The organism is Pedobacter albus, from assembly GCF_036324255.1.
Taxonomy (GTDB): Bacteria; Bacteroidota; Bacteroidia; order Sphingobacteriales; family Sphingobacteriaceae; genus Pedobacter; species Pedobacter albus.
Genome location: NZ_JAZDQT010000001.1, coordinates 672,450 through 691,484, shown reverse-complemented (window position 1 = coordinate 691,484; position 19,035 = coordinate 672,450). Strand labels below are relative to the sequence as shown.

Here is a 19,035-nt window from a genome sequence, read left to right as displayed (position 1 = left end):
AAAAAGGACTCGCTATGACGAAATCTATATCAAATGAACTTACACATTTACGATACCACCGCCGAGCTGACCGAAAAGCTGGCCCATTACATCATCAAAATCGCCAATGAGGCCATTGTGGCTAAAGACAGATTTGATTTTGTGCTGACTGGTGGCAATTCGCCAAAGGCATTGTATCAGGCGCTTTCAACCACTTACAAAGACCAAATAGACTGGAGCAAAGTTTATTTCTTTTTTGGCGACGAAAGAACCGTACTGCCTAACCATAAAGACTATAACGGCTTAATGGCCAAGGAAAATCTTTTCGACAACCTGCAAACACCAGCATCACATATTTTTTATGTAGATACCACCTTGGCACCAGCCGAAGCCGCGCAAGCCTATAAAAAGGCTTTGGATGAGCATTTTGGAGGCCAAGAAATTGTATTCGATCTGATTTTGCTGGGCATGGGCGACGATGCGCATACGGCATCAATCTTCCCTCACACCGATTTGGTAAAAAATACGGCTAAAACGGTAGCGGCTGTATTTGTAGAAAAACTGGATACTTATCGCGTTAGTTTTACTGCTCCACTGATCAACCAAGCCAAAAATGTGGCTTTCCTTACTTTTGGCGAAGGCAAAGCCAATGCCTTAAGCCATGTATTGGGCAAGGGCGAAAAAAACTACGACCTCTACCCTTCGCAACTCATTGCACCGGTAAACGGCCATTTAGACTGGTTTACCGACAAGGCGGCTACGAGCATGCTTTAATTAAATTAGTCTAAAACCAAAAGCCCAACAAGTTAATGATAACTCGTTGGGCTTTTTGATGATGCCTTTCCTTAAACGTCATTCTTTTTGTTGTCCATACTTCCATATATAGAACAAAAGTATTCCGCCAACTAAGGCACCTAGGCCCTGTGCCAAAACAATTACCCAATCCTCCTTTAACAGACCATAGACAGTCCAAAGCACGAAAGAGATAAAAGAGGTGACGAAAAGCGATTTTGAAATGCCATTAGTCGATTTGGATTTCCTGATTTTTTGAATCTGTTCAGGAAAACCGATGAGCTTAATCGCATAAGATGCGATAAGCGTAAGGGCACCTACCAACTGGATGAGTATATCTCGTGTCATACCGGCCTCACTAAAAAAGATTTGGGAAAAATATAGTCGCCTTTCTTTGGGGGCGGAATAATCCCAACCTCAATCCATCCGGTTTCTTCGGTAATCTTTCTAGCGGCCACATTGGTTAGTGAAACAAAGCCAATTACATATTCCAATTCGCTTTTTTCGGCTTCTTTTAACATGTATTCGAGCAATAGCTTTCCCACTCCCTTGGTTCTGGTCTGCTTTGCAATGTAGGTACTGCTCTCGGCATAGGTATTTTGCCTAAAAGGATTGTTAGAGTACCTGATAAGCGATTGCCAGCCCAATATATCCCGATTAACATCAACAGCAACCCAATAATTGAAAATGCCTTGGCGTTCTTGAAAGTTCGATCTGAATTTCTGTCTGACAGCCTGCTCATCGGCAGCTTTTTTATCAAATGAATTTTCGATTCCTTCGAGCCAAATGGCATAAATAGTTTCAAAATCCTCGTCAAGCGCCAACCTGATACTAATGGTTTCCAGTTTGTTACCCATAACTATCTTATTTACCAGTTATAGTACTGCTTATTCATTAAAACAGCTTCACCCGTTATTTTAAGTTCGCCGGTGTATCGATCAATAATATCGTTTTGGTACATTACCCTGTTTTTTGTTGGCAACAGCGCTTTTGCCGTAATTACCGCTACATAATCAGTTCCCGTAAATAAGGGCTTAATGTATTTGGCAGATTGGCTAATCAAAATATGTCCGTCGGGATAAAGAAGCGTTCCGTAGATTTTGGAAAAAACACTGATAGAAAAATAACCATGTACAATGCAACGTCCGAAATCGGTTTGCGCAGCATATTGCGCAGTGACGTGTATGGGATTACTATCGCCAGAGAGCATGGCATAAGTTAATATCTGATCATCGGTAAATATGAAGTCATGCTTAAACACATCTCCTACTTTCGGCGCTTGCATAATTTTCTAATTAAACTGCGACATCACCACAAGCCATTTGCCCGATTCGGCAATAGTGGTAATGCGATAGCCTTTGTCCCAATATTCCTTTACCCAATCGGTTGGAAAAACATCACTGACTTTGTACGACTGGCTCTTGTACAAAGGCGTTTGCGAAACCACAACCAGCCACACGCCTTTATTAACCGCGGCACTGGTGATGTAATAATTCTTGTCCCAATAGGTTTTGATGAACGCTGCCGGAACAGCGGTTTCGTATTGGTAAGATTGTGCCGTAAACGGAGCCGAAGTTGACATGACCACCGCCCAAGTTCCATTTTTATCGGATGCCGTCGAGGTGATGTAATAATCCTTGTCCCAATACTCCTTAATGTAAGCCAATGGCAAGGCAGTATCATATTTGTAGGATTGGCCATTAAGCCCCGAATTTTTGGAAAGTACGACGCGCCAACCATTGATGGCATCGCCCGTTAAATCGGTAATGTGATAACCCAAATCCCAGTATTTTTTAATCGTATCGGCCGGAAATGTCTTTTTGGTGCGGTAAATCTGCGCAGTATAACCAGAATTGGTCGACATGACCAAAGTGTATTTGCCCTTGTTCGACAAAATACTGGTGATATGGTAATGCTCTTCGTTCCATTTTTTCTTTAACCAGTCTTGGCTGAAATCGAGCTGGAAAGACTGCATCTCAAAAGGCACGGCCCTTACTACTGGTGCACTGTAATTGTAATTGGGTACAGGTTCAGCGGGAGTTGGATTGTAAGCCGGAGCAGGCTGTCCATAATCACGTTCAAATTTCTGCCCAGTTCCCCTGCACGAGGTACAAAACCTTTTGCCCAAGCCGTTGCAGGTAGTACACAGTTCCTTGCCGGTGTTGCCACAAATCAGGCAATCTTTGGTGCCTTTGCCAAAGCAATAGGTGCAGGCCATGTTAAAAGAACCTTTGCCAGAACCTCTACAAACCGGACAGGTTTCTCCGCCTTTGCCATTGCAGCTCGAACATTTTTTTTCGCCCTCGCCACCACAAACCCGACATTCGGTATAGCCTTCGCCATCGCAGCTGCTGCATGCTACCAAATGTCCGTTGCCTTCTTTCAATTGGCTTTTCAGTTCCTCAAATTGCCGGTCTCTTTCGTCGTTGTCTGATGCGATGTTCCGTTTGGCATTGCGCGCCTGGCTACTGTTTAAGATGGAAGCCAAACCACTGAGCAAACTGTTGGCTACATTGGCTTGGGCCTGGCTTTTTTGGCTCAGCTGATTAAGCTGTTGCTGTATCAATTGCTGCCGTTGCTGCTGTTGGGCAATTTGTTGCTGCGAAACCTGAGGCTGGCGCGGTTGCTCCTGTGGTCTTGGCACATTGCCGGTAGCAGTAGTAGTACTTGGCTGGGTATTGGTGGTCTTGCTTGGAGCAGCAGGACTTTGGTTGCTTTTAGGTGCCGTAGCATTACGTTGCTGTTCTTTTTTGCGTTCTTCCTCGGAAATATTGCGAATAGTCAACCCTTCGTAGGCAATAGATTGGATGCGGTTTTTGGGGTCGTTGCAATCTTCCTTCCAAACCTGGGTTTCGAAAGTAATCTCGCCAGAAAATGTTGTTCCACCCACAAATTCACCGGGCTTAAGGTAGGTATCTCCGTTAGACCTCATTACCTTGCCACAAGTTGTAGTAACCACTTTCACAAACTTGACGTAAAGCTTGTCGTTGGTCAGGTTTTTTACGCCCCAAAATACGCTTTGCTTGCCCAAGCTCACCTCCGTTTGCTTGCAAGCCACTACCTGAACGTTTTGAGCTGGCGTAAACGCAAACTGAACGGTACCTTGCGGACAGTTCTGTGCTTTGGCCAATTGTGAGAGAACCACAACAAACAAAAGAAAAAGCGTCTTTTTCATCACAGTAGGAATGGTTATTTAAACAATCAAAGCTAGCTTGCCCAAACAACTTAAAAAATACAAACCAGTTTGTATTTTTGAGCCCAATATGGCTGGTTTATAAACCTCGGCTCAATCAAGTGAGCAAGTTTCGGGTTTCATTGCAGGCACAGGTGCGGTACCTTTGAATAATCAAATCATAAAAAGATGAATACACAAGCCAACATCAATTATTACCGCATAGCCGAAGCCATCAGCTATCTGAAAGAAAACTTTAAATCGCAACCCGATTTAGATGAATTGGCCGAAAAAGTAAACCTGAGCCCTTTTCATTTTCAACGATTGTTTAGTGAATGGGCAGGTGTAAGTCCGAAAAAATTCCTGCAATACCTCAACCTCAATTATGCCAAGCAGGTATTAAAAGACCAACAGTCTACATTGTTCGATGCGGCCTTGCAAACCGGCTTATCGGGTACCGGACGTCTGCACGATCTTTTTGTAAACGTAGAGGGCATGACCCCTGGCGAATTTAAAAACGGAGGCGAAAACCTGCGCATCAATTACAGCTATGCCCAAACGCCGTTCGGACAGCTGCTTATTGCCTCTACCACCAAAGGCATCTGCTACATGGCCTTTGCCGATAACGAAGCGCAAGCATTCGACGAACTGAAAAAACAATTTCCTTTGGCCAGTTATCAGCAAAAAAAGGACGAAATACAGGAATCGGCCCTGCAAATCTTCGATCAGAACTGGAGCGAGCCTTCAAAAATCAAACTGCACCTGAAAGGAACGCCTTTTCAGCTCAAAGTATGGGAAACCCTGCTCAAAGTACCGCTCGGTCAGCTCACTACCTACGGAAATTTGGCCAAGGCGGTGGGTAATCCCAATGCTTCGAGGGCTGTAGGTTCTGCCGTTGGCGATAATCCCATTGCTTTTCTCATCCCTTGCCATCGTGTCATTCAATCGTCGGGCCATTTTGGCCAATACCACTGGGGGCAAATCAGGAAAAACGCCATGCTGGGTTGGGAAGCCGCACAAATCGATTCGGCTATTTAAGATGATGGATTTACAGGAAAAACTGGCCAGCATCAACGTGATGAAACTGGCAGAAGACATGAACGAGCGGGGCTACGCCTTGATGCCCAACCTGCTTCCAGCACAATTGTGCGCCGATTTGATTGCACTTTATCCGGAGCAGGCCCATTACCGGAAAACAGTGGTTATGGAGCGCTATCGCTTTGGTTTGGGCGAATACAAATACTTTGGTTATCCCCTTCCCGAAACCATCCAAACGATAAGAACGCATTTTTATCAATTGCTGGCTCCCATTGCCAATGCCTGGATGCGGGCCTTGAATATCGACACCCATTATCCCGATCGGCATGAAGATTTTTTAAGCATTTGCCATGAAAACGGCCAGCAAAAGGCCACAGTGCTCATTTTAAAATACGGAAAAGGCGGTTTCAATACCTTGCATCAGGATCTTTATGGCGATACCTTCTTCCCTATCCAGATTTTGCTTTTCCTTAACGAGCCCGAACAGGACTATACCGGAGGCGAGTTTGTGCTGACCCAACAAAACCTACGGGCACAATCGAAAGCCATTGTACTGAAGCCCAAAAGAGGTGATGTACTTGCCTTTACTACCAATTTTAGGCCAACCAAAGGCACTAGGGGCTATTACCGTACGGCCATGCGCCATGGGGTAAGCGAAGTGCACAGTGGCGAACGACATACCCTGGGCATTATTTTTCACGATGCAACCACTTGACGAGAATACTTGCGAAGTTTCAAAAACGTCGCAGGTGCAACTATCCTAAACCAATGAACAAATATCCTTACCAACAACTGAAGGAAATAGCCATACAACGAGCCAGTGGCGATATCAAATTGGCGGGCAACAAAAAATTGAAAATTTACGGATTGCTGAGCTGCGCATCGGGCAAAAGAATGAAAAGCGAGAACCGTATTTTCTTTCAATCTGTAACAGAAGCTGTAAATTTGGGCTATCGGCCTTGCGCACGTTGCCTGTTGCGCGACTACCAAAACTGGAAAAATGGACTTGTTTAGCACCCTAATCGATACGAAAGCCAATTTGCTACCTAAAGACGGCATCGTTAATTACTATGGGCGGGTTTTATTGCCCCAACAAGCAAACGAGTACTTTCAAAACCTGCTCCAAAACATCCAATGGAAAAATGACGAGGCTATCATTTACGGCAAACACATTTTAACCAAGCGCAAGGTAGCCTGGTATGGCGATAAGCCTTTCGAATACACCTACTCTAAAGTAACCAAACAAGCCTTGCCGTGGACCAGCGAATTGTTGGCACTTAAAGCCTTGGCAGAGGAAAAATCGAGCGAACAGTTCAATTCTTGCCTGCTTAACCTTTACCATAACGGCGATGAAGGCATGGCTTGGCATAGCGATGCAGAAAAAGACCTGAAAAAAGACGGAGCTATTGCCTCTTTAAGCTTTGGTGCCGAACGCAAATTTGCCTTCAAGCATAAACAAAGCAAGGAAACGGTATCGCTATTATTAGAAAACGGCAGTTTACTGGTGATGAAAGGCACCACCCAAACACATTGGTTGCATCGCCTGCCCCCTACCAAACTGGTCAACAAGGCCAGGGTCAACCTTACGTTCAGGATGATTGTTTAGCGCTATATTAGCGAGTACCCTTGCGAAGTTTTGAAAACTTCGCAAGGGTTATTCAAAGCAGTTTTACAATTCCAAATTCTCCTCGATCAGCAAATTGATAATTCCATCAACCATGCCAACCTTAGGCACATAAATTTGCTTAATGCCTGTCCATTTCATTAAAGTGAGATAGATTTCGCAGGCAGGAATAATTACATCGGCCCGATCTTGATTCAATTTAAGCAGACTGATGCGCTCTTTCAACGAATACGAATTCAACTCGTTGTACATGGTTTTGAGCTTTAAAAAGGTTAATGGCATATCCTCTTTCTCGCCCGACATGCGGAAAAGCTTATTGATATTGCCTCCGGTACCAATGCCCGCCAGATTTTTCAAGTCTTTGGTATTGGCCTTCACCCAGTCTTTCATTTCGTCCCAGGTTTCGTCCTTGTCCTGGTTATCCAAAATACGGATGGTACCAATATTGAAAGATTTAGAAGCCAAGGGCTGCTTGTTTACAAACACCGAAAGCTCGGTACTGCCACCGCCTACATCAATATACAGGTAATTTTTCTTGCTGTCGAGGTTTTGCTCAATGTGGTTGGAGTAGATGATATTCGCCTCGCGTTGCCCCTCGATAATTTCAAGATCGATATCGGTTTTGGTCTTGATGGTTTTGATAATTTCCGACCCGTTTTCGGCCTCGCGCATCGCTGAAGTTGCACAAGCCAGGTATTCTGATACATGATAAACGTCCATCAGGTTTTTAAAGGCGCTCATGGTTTTGATCAGGTCGTCGATTTTTTTGGGCGAGATTTTGTGATCCAAAAAAGCATCATCGCCTAGGCGCAAAGGCACCCTAACCAGGGTATTCTTCTTAAATCCGTAACCCTTTTCGTTTTGGGTAATATCGGCAATGAGCAGTCTAACGGCATTAGAACCTATATCGATGGCGGCGTATCTTAGCATGGATTTTACTGGTGTTTGTTTTTGAGGTAGTTATAGGTTTGAACCTGAGCCCTGATTTTGGTGCTCAACCGGTTTTTATGGTATTTGTTGTTGTTTAGCTTGGTAATGTCGCGGGCCTTCACATTGTCTTGCAGCTGGAACTCGATGATATCCCTGATTTCTTGCCTTACGTTTTCGTCAAGTACCGGAAATCCCACCTCTACGCGGTGTTCAAAGTTGCGGCTCATTAAATCGGCCGACGAAAGGAACATCTCTTCCTTGCCGTTGTTGCCAAAAATAAAAACGCGCGCATGCTCCAAAAACTTATCGATGATGCTGATTACCGTAATGTTTTCGCTAAAACCAGGTATTCCCGGAACCAGGCAACAAATGCCACGCACAATCAGCCTGATTTGTACACCGGCATTGCTGGCGTCGTACAATTTCTGCACGATACCCTCATCGGCCAGACTGTTTACCTTTAAAATCATATAAGCCGGCTTGCCAGCCTTGGCAAAACGCATTTCGCGATTAATGAGCGCATACATTTTGTTTCTAGACTCCAATGGTGATACAATCAGGTGCTTAAAATCCTTAACCACCGTACGTTTGTTCAAAGCATTGAACAGTTTGAGCAGATCTTGTGTAATTTCTTTCTTGGCGGTAAATATGCTATGGTCGCAATAAATGCGGGCGGTTTTTTCGTTAAAGTTGCCGGTAGCCAAATTGGCGTAATAAACGGCCTTGCCCTTTTCCATGCGCTTAACCAGGCAAATTTTAGAGTGTACCTTGTAATCGGTTAGGCCATAATTGACGTTGACCCCTTCTTCCATCAAACGGTTGGTCCAAAAAATGTTGGCCTTTTCGTCGAATCTGGCTTTCAGCTCGACCAAACAATTTACCTTCTTGCCGTTTTTGGCCGCATTGATCAAAGCATTGACTACCTTCGAATTTTCGGCCAAACGATACAGCGTAATGTTGATTTCGGTTACTTTCGGATCGATGGCAGCTTCCCTTAAAAACAGAATGATGTAATCGTACGATTGGTAAGGCAGGTTAACCACATAATCCCTGGTGTGCAGCTTGTTGAAAATACTTTCGGTACGGTGCAGGCCATGAACTTTTAATGGAATGGTAGGCGCGTATTCCAAATCGCTCGAACCTACGTTAGGAAAAGCAATAAAATCGCCGAAACGGTGGTAGCGGTTACCCGGTATCAATCCTTCGGCCTCTATTTTCATTTTGTTGACTAAAACGCTCAGCATTTCGAAAGGCATTTCGGCATCGTAAAGCAAACGCATCGGCTTTCCTTTTTTACGTTTATCGAGACTATTTTTGAGCTCTTCGATAAACTTATCGCTCACGTTTTTGTCGATGTCCAATTCGGCATCGCGGGTAAGCTGGATAGAAAAAGCTTCGATCTGATTGTAATTGAACACATAAAAAATATCGTCTAAGCAATATTTGATAATGTCTTCGGCCAAGATGATAAACTTTAGTCCGTTGGTTTCTGGCAGCACCAAGAAACGTGGCAGGTTTTCAGGCAATTCAATCAGCGCATACTTTTCGCCTTTCTTGGCTCCTTTTTTCTTTAGCCTGACGAAAAAATAAAGATAACGGTCTTTGAGTTCTGGAAAAGGATCGTCTAAATCGATCATGATCGGAACCAGGTTAGACAAAATCTTATCCCTGAAATGGTTCCTTACAAATTCGCCCCTGGCTACGTTCAGCTGGGTATCGTTTAAAATAAAAATGCGGTTTTGGGCCAGTTCGTTAATCAAAGTAGCCTGAAAAAGGGCTTCGAACCTGCGCTCGTGCTTTACCACGATGTTTTTGATTTCGTTAAGTACCTTTTTGGGGTTGAAGCCCAGCAAGGCCTTGGCTTTCTCGTTCAGGTTAACCAAACGGCTCAGCGTTGCTACCCTTACGCGGTAAAACTCTTCCAGATTAGAAGAGAAGATAGACAGGAATTTAATGCGCTCAATTAAAGGAACTATCTCATCGGCAGCCTCTTGCAATACTCTTTCATTAAAATATAGCCAACTGATCTCTCTATTTAAAAATGGTAGCTTTTTTTTAGCCATGTAGTCAAATCAAAAAAATCCCCCGATTTGATCAGCGGATTTTCAAATCTGCGAATTTCAGTGTTAAGTTAGTGTTAATTATAAACTAATCTCTCCAAAAGAATTAACCAAGGCCTATTTCTTGGCCGCGGTGTTTTTTTTGGCAGGTATGGCCTTGGCTGGTACTTTTTTTACAGGATTATTGGTTACTGCCTTTACCACTGCCTTTTTGGCGTCTTGTGCCTGGTTGGTGGCGGTTTTATTTTCCATCGCCTTTGGTTGAACTGTTGCTTTCTTTACCGGTGCCTTTGTCATGGCTGCCGCTACTTTTTGCGCACTGGCAATGCTCTCTACTTTTACGCTACTTACTGCCGGACTTGCCTTGGCTACCGCCTTTTTAACAGGCTTTGCAACTGGTTTGCTTGCTTTTTTTACCGTTTTGGCCACCACTTTCTTTGTGGTTTTTACTGGTGCAACAGCCTCGGGCGTTTTCAAGTCTTCCATTTTATGCTCTACGGCTTGCTTTACTTCCTTAAATTTTTTCGAAAGCTTTCTGGCTGCAGCCTTGCTGGCCTTGGCAATATCATCGGCAATGAGTTCGGCGTTATGGCCCAGGCCTTTAACTGCTTCCAGGAATTTTTCGGTCAGACTTTGTTCTATTTGTTTTTTGACAGCTTTTTTAGCCGTTTTTTTCTTGGCTTTGGTTTTACTGGCTTTCATTTGTTTTGGAGTTATGTGAAGTGTTTTTTGTTTTTATCTCTATCAACGAGGTCTTCGGTACATCTAAATTGGCCGATTTTTACGGGCAATCGACCATCTTTTCGATTTTATTGTAAAATCATGAGGGTTTCACCTATTTTTTAGCGTTTTTTGTAACGTCATCTATTGATGTATTAAATCTAACTAATTTCTTTAACTAAAGCTAACCCTATGCCCAGTTTTGATATTGTAAGCAAAGTAGATGCGCAGACCTTAGACAACGCCATCAACAATGCCAAAAAAGAGATTTTAAACCGCTACGATTTCAACGGTTCTAAAAGCACCATCGACTTGGATAAAAAAACCAATCAGGTTACCATTGTAACCGAAGACGACATGCGCTTAAAGGCCATCACCGATTCGATCATCTCTCGTATGATGAAACAAAATTTAGATCCCAAAAGTTTGGATTTTGGAAAAGAACATATCGCATCGGGCAATATGATCAGGAAAGAAATCAAAATCAAGGAGGGAATTGACAAGGAAGCAGCCAAGAAAATCGTTGCCAAAATCAAAGACAGCAAGCTAAAAGTACAGGCTTCCATGATGGACGACCAGGTTCGCGTACAAAGCAAAAACATCGACGATTTGCAGAAAGTGATTTCTTTGTGCCGTGGCGAAGATTTTGGCCAACCCTTGCAGTTTATCAACATGAGGAACTAACTTAGGGGGAAATCTGTAGTCCAAAGTCTGTAGCCCGAAGTCGTAAATCGAAAATGATTTTCCGCCTTGGTCTTTTAGCTTTCGGCTCTCTACCTTCTAACCTCCCACCTTAAATCTTATGGAAATCCAAGAAAACGGTTTCATTTTTTCGGACGACAGGAATTTGGTCGACATTAAAGCGGTACACCAATACCTGAGCCAGGAATCTTACTGGGCCAAAAACATTCCGTTCGAGATTGTTAAAAGAGCCATCGAAAATTCGCTCTGTTTTGGTATTTATAAAGACGGAGCCCAAGCTGGCTTTGCACGTTGGGTAACCGATAAGGCTACCTACGCCTATTTATGCGATGTTTATGTAAAAAATGATTACCGAGGCCTAGGTTTGTCTAAAAAACTAATGTCGCTGATGCTTTTCCATCCAGATTTGCAGGGTTTAAGACGTTATCACCTAACCACTTTAGATGCCCACGGGCTTTACGAACAATTCGGTTTTAAGGCCCTCGAAAACCCCGAAAGGCAAATGGCTATTGTGGTACCGAATATCTATGGGAAGTGAGAGGTCTTTGGCCCATGGTCCATAGTCGATAGTTGATAGTCCATGGTCTATTGCCTTTCGGCTTTGGTCTTTCAGCTTTCAGCTTTTCGCCCTCTGCCTTCCACCTAAAGTTTATTCTTCCTCACCCCTTCTTTGGTAATCTGTACCGGATTGATCAACCCATCTTTATCAAAAGTCATCAAATCGATACAGGTAACCCGATGGTTGCCGTCGGTTTCGCCCAATGGCCTCCTGTGGTAAACAATATACCATAGATCTTTCTTGGCATCGTGCATCACCGAATGATGGCCTGCCCCAGTGGCTATCGCCGGATCTTGCTTCAATATCCTTCCCACGCGCTTGAAAGGCCCCATTGGCGAATCGGCCACGGCATAGGCCACAAAATAATCGGGGCCTGTCCAGCCACCTTCAGACCACATGAAATAGTACTTGCCGTTTCTGATGAACATAAAAGGGCCTTCGGTATAACCCTCTGGGGTAATTTCCTTAAAGGTAGTGCCATCGGCAAAAGGCACAAAACCACTGAAATCATTATTCAGCTTCGCGATATTGCAATGCGACCAGCCTCCATAAATAAGAGTGTATTGCCCATCTTTATCCTTAAACACAAATTGATCGATCGGTTGTGCCTTGTTGTAAAATTGACCTACTAAAGGCTTACCCAAGTGGTCTTTGTACGGACCTTCGGGTTTATCGGCTACCGCAACGCCTATGCCTCCCACTTCTTTATCGCTTTGGATATCGTTAGCGCCAAAAAACAGGTAGTACTTGCCATCTTTTTGGGTAATGGAAGGAGCCCACATGGCTTTATTGGCCCATTTAATGGCAGCCGTATCGATAATACGCGGATGCTTGGTCCAGGTGATCAGGTCTTTGGATGAAAAGGCATCCATAAAAACCTGCTCTTTATACTTGGCCGAATAAGTGGGATAAATCCAATAAGTTTTGCCAAATATAACAGCCTCCGGATCGGCATACCAGCCCGGAAACACAGGGTTACCCGAGGTTTGGGCATCGGCAAAAAATGGAAGCGCCAAGAAAAAAGCAAGGATAAATCGATTTAGTTTCATCTTACCAAGATACGACATCCTCTTTAAGCAAACAATAGAATTGGGGGTGGCATCTTATATTTTATCGTAGCGCAGGGCGATTTGCGTATGGCGAAGCTTCGACACTAGAGATTTGTATAGCGCGTAGAGCATATCCGCAATAGCACGATGAGTCTAGCCACAGATTGACGATTAAATTGACAGGGGGCGAGTTGGGTTAAATTTAAGCGGTATGATGGAAAACAACAAATAGCAGTCGATAAACAAAAATCCGTTAATCTGTGGCCTAATATAGTTTAAGCAACAACAGGATTTTTAATCTGTAACTTATATTTATGTTGAGCGTAAAGCGTATGGGTTGGAGCATATGGCAATCGTTAGCCACAGATTGACAGATCAAATTGACACAGGACGAGTTGGGTTAAATTTAAGCGCTATGATGTACAAGCAACAAACAGAGTCGATAAACAAAAATCCGTTAATCTGTGGCCTAGATATACTTAATTGCAAATACGTAAGGTATCTTTTACGCTGTCTTTACGTCCTCTTCGCTGTAGTCTTTGATATCGGTGATATAGCCGTTAATCAACAAGAAATCGAACAAAGGCTTAGCTTCTGGTGTTACCGGCATGTTGCAGGTGGTGATTACCGTGTTGCTTTTTTTGTCCATAAACGGATAGGCAAAAAGCTTCACGTTTTTGGTAAACATATCGCTTACATAAGCCAATAATTGGCTAGAGTAGTTCTCGCCAAAATTGGTCGAATTGAATACGAATTTCAAATTGTTGATGTTGGTCGAAATGCCCACGCTTTTTGGTCGGCAACGATCCAAATACTTGGCCAATCGGTTATGACGGGTAAAATTAGACACAATAACCAAGTTACCAGTATTGCACATATCTTCAGCCCTTTTGGCTACGGCTTCCAAGTCGATATCGTCAGGGGTTTCCTGTTCGTCGGTAAGCACATTGGTCAACAAAACCTCAATCAGCACGCTCAAATTGCCCGGCTCCACGTCGTTGGTACGTGTAAACTGTTCGGTGGCCTTGTTGAAAAGGTTAAAGTTGGGGTTGGATTTTTGGCCGTATTTGGTCCGTAAAATCATGATATCCTTTTTGTAGAGCAGGTCTTTGGCCTGGCGGGGATGTCCTTCGGCATCGAAAATGGCGGCCGCCGAGAAATCCTTCATGATCAGGTACAGGTTGAGCAAAATATTGTTCACCTCGCCAAAAGCGGCCCCTTTTACCGAAATCAAATCAATTTCTACCGATCCGACCGTAAGGTTATCTGCCAATGATTCGATCATCAGCTTAGGATCTTCAAAATGATAAAACGCCGCATAAACCAAGTTTACGCCAATAATGCCCAATACACGCTGCTGCATATTTACATCGGTATCGAGCAGACGCACGTGGAAAAATATTTCGTTTGGCAAACCTCCCGGTTCGGTTTGGAAACGGATTCCGATCCAGCCATGGGGTTCGTTGGTACGTTTAAAATTGAGGGTGGTAACGGTATTGGCGAAGGCAAAGAAAGTACGGCTTTCATATTTTTCGCCTGAAAGACGCTCGTTCAACAAACCAAATTCATGATCGAGCATGCGCTGCAACCTGTTTTGGCTCACATATCGCCCAGATGGCTCTGCCCCATAAATGGCGTCGCTAAAAGTCATGTCGTAGGCCGACATGGTTTTGGCAACGGTACCTGAAGCCGCTCCTGCCGTAAAAAAGTTTCGGGCCACCTCTTGCCCGGCTCCTATCTCTGCAAACGTGCCGTAAATCTGTTCGTTGAGGTTTATTTTTAAGGCTTTACGCTTTGTATCAAGGATTTCTCTTTCCATGCTGCAAAAATATAAGAAATTATACCGAAAATCAACTAATAACTGTTCTAAATAGTTTGATCAGCTGACAGTTTTCAGCTCGCCGTTTTCAGTTGAGCAAACTGTCATTGCGAGCCTGTTTCAATAACAATCAAAATTATCGGAGGAAACAATCTTTCATCAACCCCATTCATTGCCAAAAGATTGCTTCGTTACCAAGTCGAAAGACCATAAAAAAAGATAAGGGCTACACCATCCGGTGCGCCCTTATCAACCTTAAACTCAAAATCAAACTATTGTATTATGAAACTACAATTTCTTTGTGTGCCAATTTAGCTTCGTCTTTTTTACCGATGGTGATGGTTAAGATACCATCTACATAAGCTGCTGTAATCTGATCGGCATCAACGCCTTCTGGCAACACGAACGACCTCGCAAATGAGGTATATTCAAATTCTTTGCGTGTAAAATCTTTTTGCACGTCGGTGTTTTCGGCTTTTTTCTCTACCCAAACCGAAAGGTTGTCTTTTTTCAAATCGATTTTAAAATCTTCCTTGCTCAAGCCTGGAGCAGCCAATTCGATTTTGTATTCGTTGGTACCTTCGTAAATGTTTACATGAGGCACTTTGTTTACGCCATAGTTTTTATTTAAGGCATCGCTAAACAAAGAGTCGAATACATTGTTAAAGTAAGGGGCGGTGTTTCTTGTTTTGTTGTTGAATTTTACTAAAGTCATTTTATATTCCTCCGTTTATTTTTTATTTCAAATTATAATTGTCCTTATTCAAACCCTATTCCAAACCCTTTATTCATGTTTTTTAAGACATTTTGGCGTAAAAAAGAAAAACAACAAGACAAAAAGTCAGAAATATTCGGCAACCTCGACAGTTTTAAGTACAAAACGAACCTAGAGCTTCGCTTTGCCGACCTCGATGTAATGGGCCATGTGAACAATGCCATCTATTTTACCTACATGGAAATTGGGCGCACCAAATATTGGCAACACGCCATTAACTGGGATTGGCAAAGCACCGGCGTAGTGATAGGCCAGGCTTCGATAGATTACATCGCTCCTATTTTCTTGGAAGATAAAATAAGCATGTACGTACGCACCTCGAGAATAGGCAACAAGAGCTTCGACCTCGAATACCTGATTGTTAAAACCGTAAACGGAAAGGAAATCCTGTGCAGCAAAGGCAAAACGGTATGTGTAACTTTCGATTATGCCACCAAAAGCCCTACCACCATCCCTGAAAAGGAAAGAAGCAAAATGATTGAGTTTGAACAGCTGAGTAGTTAATGGCTAGCTGGCAACTTGTAGAGGAATTGCTAAATTGTGATATTGTTAAATGGCTATAGGGTTAAATGGCTAAATTGTTAGATGGCCCTCGTGCTAAATTGCCGTTAGGCATCAAACACATTCTTTTTTCTCCCGCTTCTCCAACGGAAAACACAAAATAACACAGCGGTACATCACTCCCTCTTCTTAGCCGAACTCAGGCGTCTTAGGCGACAAAAAACTACAAATCCGGCGTTATTTTACCCGGGTTTAAAATCCCATTCGGATCAAATACCTTTTTGATATTGCGCATCAGGTTCAAATGGATTTCGCTGTATTTGATCGGCATGTAATCTTTTTGCACCAAACCAATACCATGTTCGCCAGAAATAGTGCCTCCCAAAGCCGTAGTCAATTCAAATATTTCTACAATGCCATCTTTGAGCTTGTATTTCCAGTCTTCATCGCTCATGCCCGCTTTAATGATGTTGATGTGCAGGTTGCCATCGCCGGCATGGCCATAACAAACGCTCTCGAAACCATACCTGCCCCCTATTTCTTTAATGCCATTGATCAATTGAGGCAAGGCTGCCCTTGGCACCACCGTATCTTCCTCCTTGTAAACAGAATTAGATTTAACAGACTCGGCCATAGTTCTGCGCATGCGCCACAAATCTTCTTTTTGCTGCGCCGTATCGGCAAAGAGTACTTCGGTACAGCCGTGTTCCTCGAGCACCAAATTTACCTTTTCGCAGTCCTTGAATATCGTATCTAAATCATCGCCGTCAAATTCGATCATCAAAAAAGCATTCACGTCAGCTTTAAGGTCAAACTTGATATCGTCAAACTGAATTACCCATTCTACGCCCTTACGCTCCATAAACTCTAGCGCCGACGGTGTAATACCAGCCCTAAAAATAGCCGAAACCGCCGCACAGGCTGATTCGTTGGTGGCAAAAGAGCCCAACATCAATACACTTTGTGTACTGGCCGGAATTAATTTCGTTACAATTTTGGTTACCACGCCCAAAGTACCTTCCGAACCAATCATCAGCTGGGTAAGGTTATAGCCGGAAGCATATTTAAGCGTATTGGCGCCCGTCCAAATCACATCGCCATTGGCCAATACCACTTCCAAATTAAGGATATACTCCCTAATGGTTCCGTATTTCACCACCCTTGGTCCGCCAGAACCATGCGCCACATTGCCCCCAATAAAGCAAGAACCTTTGCTGCTCGGATCAACGGGATATAACAGGCCTTTTTCAGCAACGGCGTTCATAAACACTTCGGTAATTACCCCGGGCTCAACCGTAGCCTGCAGGTTTTCCGTATCGATGGCAATAATCGAATTGAAACGCTCCATCGACAGCAATACGCCTCCATAAACCGGCAAGGCTGCGCCGCTCAAACCCGTGCCTCCGCCTCTAGGCGTTACCGGAACATGGTTTTCGTTGCACAATTTGAGCAAAGCCGAAATACTGGCCGTATCTTTGGGCTTCACCACTACTTCTGGGAAATAGCGAAGATCTTCGGTTTCGTCGTGCGCATAATTTTGTAGCGATTCTTGATCAACAAAAACATTGGCTGTGCCTACGGCTTCTTCAATAGCGGCTAAAATTGTACTGGTAATTGGGGTGTATTGCATTTTAATTGGGAGAAGTATAACTTAAATGAACAAACGAATGGCCTATTTCGCCAGGCATGGGCGGATGTAGCTTTCTGATACCCACCGTAAGGGTTCGCACAAACGGATAGATATCGATCATAGCGGCAATGATATTTTGAACTACCGTTTCCAGCAGTTTTTGGGTGCGCTGCATCTCCAGCCTTACCACCGTATTGATCACTTCGTAATTTACGGTTCTCGACAGGTCTTCCGTGTCGCCTTCCTGGGGAACAAACGTAGCCTCAACATCTACCAAAAAATGATTTCCGGTGAGCTGTTCTTCGGGATAGAACCCATGAAAAGCATAAAATTTAACGTCTCTTAAGGCTACAGTCTGTACAAACATGAGGTTTAAACGATTTAAAGCAACAAATACTGGGCAAAATTAATTTTTTGAACGGTTTTAACTACTCAATTCTTTAAATTATTACCTTTGGTTTCATCACATCGTATAACCAAATATAGTGTAAAGCATGAACAAATCAGCCAAAAAAGACCTTTACGAAGCACCAGATTATTACCAATTGGACGAGCTTTTATCTGAAGAACACCTGCTAATCCGTTCAACGGTAAGAGATTGGGTAAAGAAAGAAGTAAGCCCTATTATTGAGGATTTTGCACAACGTGCCGAATTTCCCAAACACTTGATCAAAGGACTCGGCGAAATTGGCGCTTTTGGCCCGACCATTCCGGTGGAGTATGGTGGCGCTGGACTTGATTATACCGCCTACGGCATCATTATGCAGGAAATTGAACGTGGCGATTCGGGCATCCGCTCTACGGCTTCGGTTCAGGGCTCTTTGGTGATGTACCCTATTTATGCCTACGGTACCGAAGAACAACGTAAAAAATATTTACCAAAATTGGCCACAGGCGAATTAATGGGCTGTTTCGGCTTAACAGAACCCGATTTTGGCTCCAACCCTGGCGGCATGGTCAGCAATATCAAAGACAAAGGCGATCATTTTGTACTGAACGGCGCCAAAATGTGGATTTCGAATGCACCTTTTGCCGATATAGCCGTGGTTTGGGCCAAAGATGAGGAAGGCAAAATAAGGGGCATGATCCTGGAACGTGGCATGGAAGGCTTTACTACGCCAGAAACACATGGCAAATGGAGCTTAAGGGCTTCGGCTACCGGCGAATTGGTATTTGACAATGTAAAAGTTCCCAAAGAAAACGTATTTCCAGACATCAGAGGATTGAAAGGCCCACTAGGCTGTCTTAACCAAGCCCGCTATGGCATTGCCTGGGGTGCTTTGGGCGCTGCCATGGACTGCTACGATACGGCTTTGCGCTATTCAAAAGAGCGCATCCAGTTTGGCAAGCCGATTGGTGGCTTCCAGCTGCAGCAAAAAAAACTGGCCGAAATGATTACCGAAATTACCAAAGGACAACTGTTGGTATGGCGACTGGGCGTGCTGAAAAGCGAAAACAGAGCCAGCTCCGAGCAGATTTCTATGGCCAAGCGCAACAGCGTAGAAATTGCCTTGGATATTGCCCGTAACGCGCGCCAGATGTTGGGCGGCATGGGCATTACCGGCGAGTACTCGATCATGCGCCACATGATGAACCTCGAATCGGTAGTCACCTACGAAGGTACACACGATGTGCACCTACTCATTACCGGCATGGACGTAACCGGATTAAACGCCTTTAAATAA

At 43.8% G+C, this 19,035-nt stretch carries 21 protein-coding genes; 9 read left to right on the top strand and 12 right to left on the bottom strand.

Annotated elements, in window-relative coordinates; genetic code table 11:
- The first annotated feature begins 33 nt into the window (after positions 1-33).
- Entirely contained in the window at positions 34-753 is a 720-nt protein-coding gene (pgl, locus tag VRU48_RS02910) for a 6-phosphogluconolactonase (RefSeq protein ID WP_330106423.1), read from the top strand.
- 78 nt (positions 754-831) lie between these two features.
- On the opposite strand, the gene VRU48_RS02905 is transcribed toward pgl, so the two are convergent.
- The 4 genes from VRU48_RS02905 to VRU48_RS02890 are packed head-to-tail and all read right to left on the bottom strand — an operon-like array spanning position 832 to position 3,946.
- Positions 832-1,119, bottom strand: coding sequence for a SemiSWEET family sugar transporter (locus VRU48_RS02905; RefSeq protein ID WP_330106422.1), 288 nt, complete (start codon positions 1,117-1,119; stop codon positions 832-834).
- Positions 1,116-1,628: a GNAT family N-acetyltransferase gene (locus VRU48_RS02900; RefSeq protein WP_330106421.1), complete on the bottom strand. Its 513-nt coding sequence runs from the start codon at positions 1,626-1,628 to the stop codon at positions 1,116-1,118. Before VRU48_RS02900 ends, VRU48_RS02905 begins: the two co-directional genes overlap by 4 nt.
- 11 nt (positions 1,629-1,639) lie before the next feature.
- Complete coding sequence (locus VRU48_RS02895) at positions 1,640-2,056, bottom strand: MaoC/PaaZ C-terminal domain-containing protein (RefSeq protein ID WP_330106420.1); 417 nt, start codon at positions 2,054-2,056, stop codon at positions 1,640-1,642.
- Positions 2,057-2,062: 6 nt separating this feature from the next.
- Positions 2,063-3,946 (bottom strand): DUF7477 domain-containing protein, encoded by a 1,884-nt coding sequence (locus VRU48_RS02890; RefSeq protein WP_330106419.1) that lies wholly within the window; start codon positions 3,944-3,946, stop codon positions 2,063-2,065.
- Positions 3,947-4,132: 186 nt separating this feature from the next.
- Between VRU48_RS02890 and VRU48_RS02885 the strand changes: the two genes are divergently transcribed.
- The 4 genes from VRU48_RS02885 to VRU48_RS02870 are packed head-to-tail and all read left to right on the top strand — an operon-like array spanning position 4,133 to position 6,587.
- On the top strand, positions 4,133-4,981 hold the full coding sequence (locus VRU48_RS02885; protein WP_330106418.1) for a methylated-DNA--[protein]-cysteine S-methyltransferase: 849 nt from the start codon (positions 4,133-4,135) through the stop codon (positions 4,979-4,981).
- A gap of 1 nt (position 4,982) precedes the next feature.
- On the top strand, positions 4,983-5,696 hold the full coding sequence (locus VRU48_RS02880; protein ID WP_330106417.1) for a 2OG-Fe(II) oxygenase: 714 nt from the start codon (positions 4,983-4,985) through the stop codon (positions 5,694-5,696).
- A 53-nt stretch (positions 5,697-5,749) separates the two neighbouring features.
- Positions 5,750-5,995, top strand: coding sequence for an Ada metal-binding domain-containing protein (locus tag VRU48_RS02875; protein ID WP_330106416.1), 246 nt, complete (start codon positions 5,750-5,752; stop codon positions 5,993-5,995).
- Positions 5,982-6,587, top strand: a complete 606-nt coding sequence (locus tag VRU48_RS02870; protein WP_330106415.1) for an alpha-ketoglutarate-dependent dioxygenase AlkB family protein — start codon at positions 5,982-5,984, stop codon at positions 6,585-6,587. Before VRU48_RS02875 ends, VRU48_RS02870 begins: the two co-directional genes overlap by 14 nt.
- 63 nt (positions 6,588-6,650) lie before the next feature.
- On the opposite strand, the gene VRU48_RS02865 is transcribed toward VRU48_RS02870, so the two are convergent.
- The 3 genes from VRU48_RS02865 to VRU48_RS02855 all read right to left on the bottom strand — a co-directional run bounded on the left by VRU48_RS02865 (position 6,651) and on the right by VRU48_RS02855 (position 10,297).
- A complete protein-coding gene (locus VRU48_RS02865; protein ID WP_330106414.1) occupies positions 6,651-7,535 on the bottom strand; it encodes a Ppx/GppA phosphatase family protein in 885 nt (294 codons plus the stop codon).
- Positions 7,536-7,540: 5 nt separating this feature from the next.
- Entirely contained in the window at positions 7,541-9,598 is a 2,058-nt protein-coding gene (gene ppk1, locus VRU48_RS02860) for a polyphosphate kinase 1 (protein WP_330106413.1), read from the bottom strand.
- Between the two features lie 114 nt (positions 9,599-9,712).
- On the bottom strand, positions 9,713-10,297 hold the full coding sequence (locus tag VRU48_RS02855) for a hypothetical protein (protein WP_330106412.1): 585 nt from the start codon (positions 10,295-10,297) through the stop codon (positions 9,713-9,715).
- 210 nt (positions 10,298-10,507) lie between these two features.
- Between VRU48_RS02855 and VRU48_RS02850 the strand changes: the two genes are divergently transcribed.
- Complete coding sequence (locus tag VRU48_RS02850) at positions 10,508-10,999, top strand: YajQ family cyclic di-GMP-binding protein (protein WP_330106411.1); 492 nt, start codon at positions 10,508-10,510, stop codon at positions 10,997-10,999.
- A 118-nt stretch (positions 11,000-11,117) separates the two neighbouring features.
- Entirely contained in the window at positions 11,118-11,555 is a 438-nt protein-coding gene (locus VRU48_RS02845) for a GNAT family N-acetyltransferase (RefSeq protein ID WP_330106410.1), read from the top strand.
- A 104-nt stretch (positions 11,556-11,659) separates the two neighbouring features.
- Here the strand turns inward: VRU48_RS02845 and VRU48_RS02840 are convergent, their stop codons facing one another.
- The 3 genes from VRU48_RS02840 to VRU48_RS02830 form a co-directional block, all read right to left on the bottom strand.
- Entirely contained in the window at positions 11,660-12,625 is a 966-nt protein-coding gene (locus VRU48_RS02840; protein ID WP_330106409.1) for a glycoside hydrolase family 43 protein, read from the bottom strand.
- 505 nt (positions 12,626-13,130) lie between these two features.
- Positions 13,131-14,444: a nicotinamide mononucleotide adenylyltransferase gene (locus tag VRU48_RS02835; RefSeq protein WP_330106408.1), complete on the bottom strand. Its 1,314-nt coding sequence runs from the start codon at positions 14,442-14,444 to the stop codon at positions 13,131-13,133.
- A 280-nt stretch (positions 14,445-14,724) separates the two neighbouring features.
- On the bottom strand, positions 14,725-15,159 hold the full coding sequence (locus VRU48_RS02830; RefSeq protein WP_330106407.1) for an Hsp20/alpha crystallin family protein: 435 nt from the start codon (positions 15,157-15,159) through the stop codon (positions 14,725-14,727).
- A gap of 75 nt (positions 15,160-15,234) precedes the next feature.
- On the opposite strand from VRU48_RS02830, the gene VRU48_RS02825 reads away from it, so the two are divergent.
- A complete protein-coding gene (locus VRU48_RS02825) occupies positions 15,235-15,723 on the top strand; it encodes an acyl-CoA thioesterase (RefSeq protein ID WP_330106406.1) in 489 nt (162 codons plus the stop codon).
- 220 nt (positions 15,724-15,943) lie between these two features.
- On the opposite strand, the gene VRU48_RS02820 is transcribed toward VRU48_RS02825, so the two are convergent.
- A complete protein-coding gene (locus VRU48_RS02820) occupies positions 15,944-17,350 on the bottom strand; it encodes an FAD-binding oxidoreductase (RefSeq protein WP_330106405.1) in 1,407 nt (468 codons plus the stop codon).
- A 1-nt stretch (position 17,351) separates the two neighbouring features.
- Complete coding sequence (locus tag VRU48_RS02815) at positions 17,352-17,717, bottom strand: dihydroneopterin aldolase (protein ID WP_330106404.1); 366 nt, start codon at positions 17,715-17,717, stop codon at positions 17,352-17,354.
- 127 nt (positions 17,718-17,844) lie between these two features.
- Between VRU48_RS02815 and VRU48_RS02810 the strand changes: the two genes are divergently transcribed.
- A complete protein-coding gene (locus VRU48_RS02810; protein WP_330106403.1) occupies positions 17,845-19,035 on the top strand; it encodes an acyl-CoA dehydrogenase family protein in 1,191 nt (396 codons plus the stop codon).

What these genes read in the sequence shown, in the direction of transcription:
- VRU48_RS02855 (WP_330106412.1), bottom strand. Translation starts at nt 10,297, where the DNA reads ATGAAAGCCAGTAAAACCAAAGCCAAGAAAAAAACGGCTAAAAAAGCT.
- VRU48_RS02845 (WP_330106410.1), top strand. Translation starts at nt 11,118, where the DNA reads ATGGAAATCCAAGAAAACGGTTTCATTTTTTCGGACGACAGGAATTTG.
- VRU48_RS02810 (WP_330106403.1), top strand. Translation starts at nt 17,845, where the DNA reads ATGAACAAATCAGCCAAAAAAGACCTTTACGAAGCACCAGATTATTAC.
- VRU48_RS02895 (WP_330106420.1), bottom strand. Translation starts at nt 2,056, where the DNA reads ATGCAAGCGCCGAAAGTAGGAGATGTGTTTAAGCATGACTTCATATTT.
- VRU48_RS02870 (WP_330106415.1), top strand. Translation starts at nt 5,982, where the DNA reads ATGGACTTGTTTAGCACCCTAATCGATACGAAAGCCAATTTGCTACCT.
- VRU48_RS02890 (WP_330106419.1), bottom strand. Translation starts at nt 3,946, where the DNA reads ATGAAAAAGACGCTTTTTCTTTTGTTTGTTGTGGTTCTCTCACAATTG.
- VRU48_RS02825 (WP_330106406.1), top strand. Translation starts at nt 15,235, where the DNA reads ATGTTTTTTAAGACATTTTGGCGTAAAAAAGAAAAACAACAAGACAAA.
- VRU48_RS02815 (WP_330106404.1), bottom strand. Translation starts at nt 17,717, where the DNA reads ATGTTTGTACAGACTGTAGCCTTAAGAGACGTTAAATTTTATGCTTTT.
- VRU48_RS02835 (WP_330106408.1), bottom strand. Translation starts at nt 14,444, where the DNA reads ATGGAAAGAGAAATCCTTGATACAAAGCGTAAAGCCTTAAAAATAAAC.
- ppk1 (WP_330106413.1), bottom strand. Translation starts at nt 9,598, where the DNA reads ATGGCTAAAAAAAAGCTACCATTTTTAAATAGAGAGATCAGTTGGCTA.
- VRU48_RS02880 (WP_330106417.1), top strand. Translation starts at nt 4,983, where the DNA reads ATGATGGATTTACAGGAAAAACTGGCCAGCATCAACGTGATGAAACTG.
- VRU48_RS02900 (WP_330106421.1), bottom strand. Translation starts at nt 1,628, where the DNA reads ATGGGTAACAAACTGGAAACCATTAGTATCAGGTTGGCGCTTGACGAG.
- pgl (WP_330106423.1), top strand. Translation starts at nt 34, where the DNA reads ATGAACTTACACATTTACGATACCACCGCCGAGCTGACCGAAAAGCTG.
- VRU48_RS02820 (WP_330106405.1), bottom strand. Translation starts at nt 17,350, where the DNA reads ATGCAATACACCCCAATTACCAGTACAATTTTAGCCGCTATTGAAGAA.
- VRU48_RS02875 (WP_330106416.1), top strand. Translation starts at nt 5,750, where the DNA reads ATGAACAAATATCCTTACCAACAACTGAAGGAAATAGCCATACAACGA.
- VRU48_RS02830 (WP_330106407.1), bottom strand. Translation starts at nt 15,159, where the DNA reads ATGACTTTAGTAAAATTCAACAACAAAACAAGAAACACCGCCCCTTAC.
- VRU48_RS02885 (WP_330106418.1), top strand. Translation starts at nt 4,133, where the DNA reads ATGAATACACAAGCCAACATCAATTATTACCGCATAGCCGAAGCCATC.
- VRU48_RS02840 (WP_330106409.1), bottom strand. Translation starts at nt 12,625, where the DNA reads ATGAAACTAAATCGATTTATCCTTGCTTTTTTCTTGGCGCTTCCATTT.
- VRU48_RS02850 (WP_330106411.1), top strand. Translation starts at nt 10,508, where the DNA reads ATGCCCAGTTTTGATATTGTAAGCAAAGTAGATGCGCAGACCTTAGAC.
- VRU48_RS02865 (WP_330106414.1), bottom strand. Translation starts at nt 7,535, where the DNA reads ATGCTAAGATACGCCGCCATCGATATAGGTTCTAATGCCGTTAGACTG.
- VRU48_RS02905 (WP_330106422.1), bottom strand. Translation starts at nt 1,119, where the DNA reads ATGACACGAGATATACTCATCCAGTTGGTAGGTGCCCTTACGCTTATC.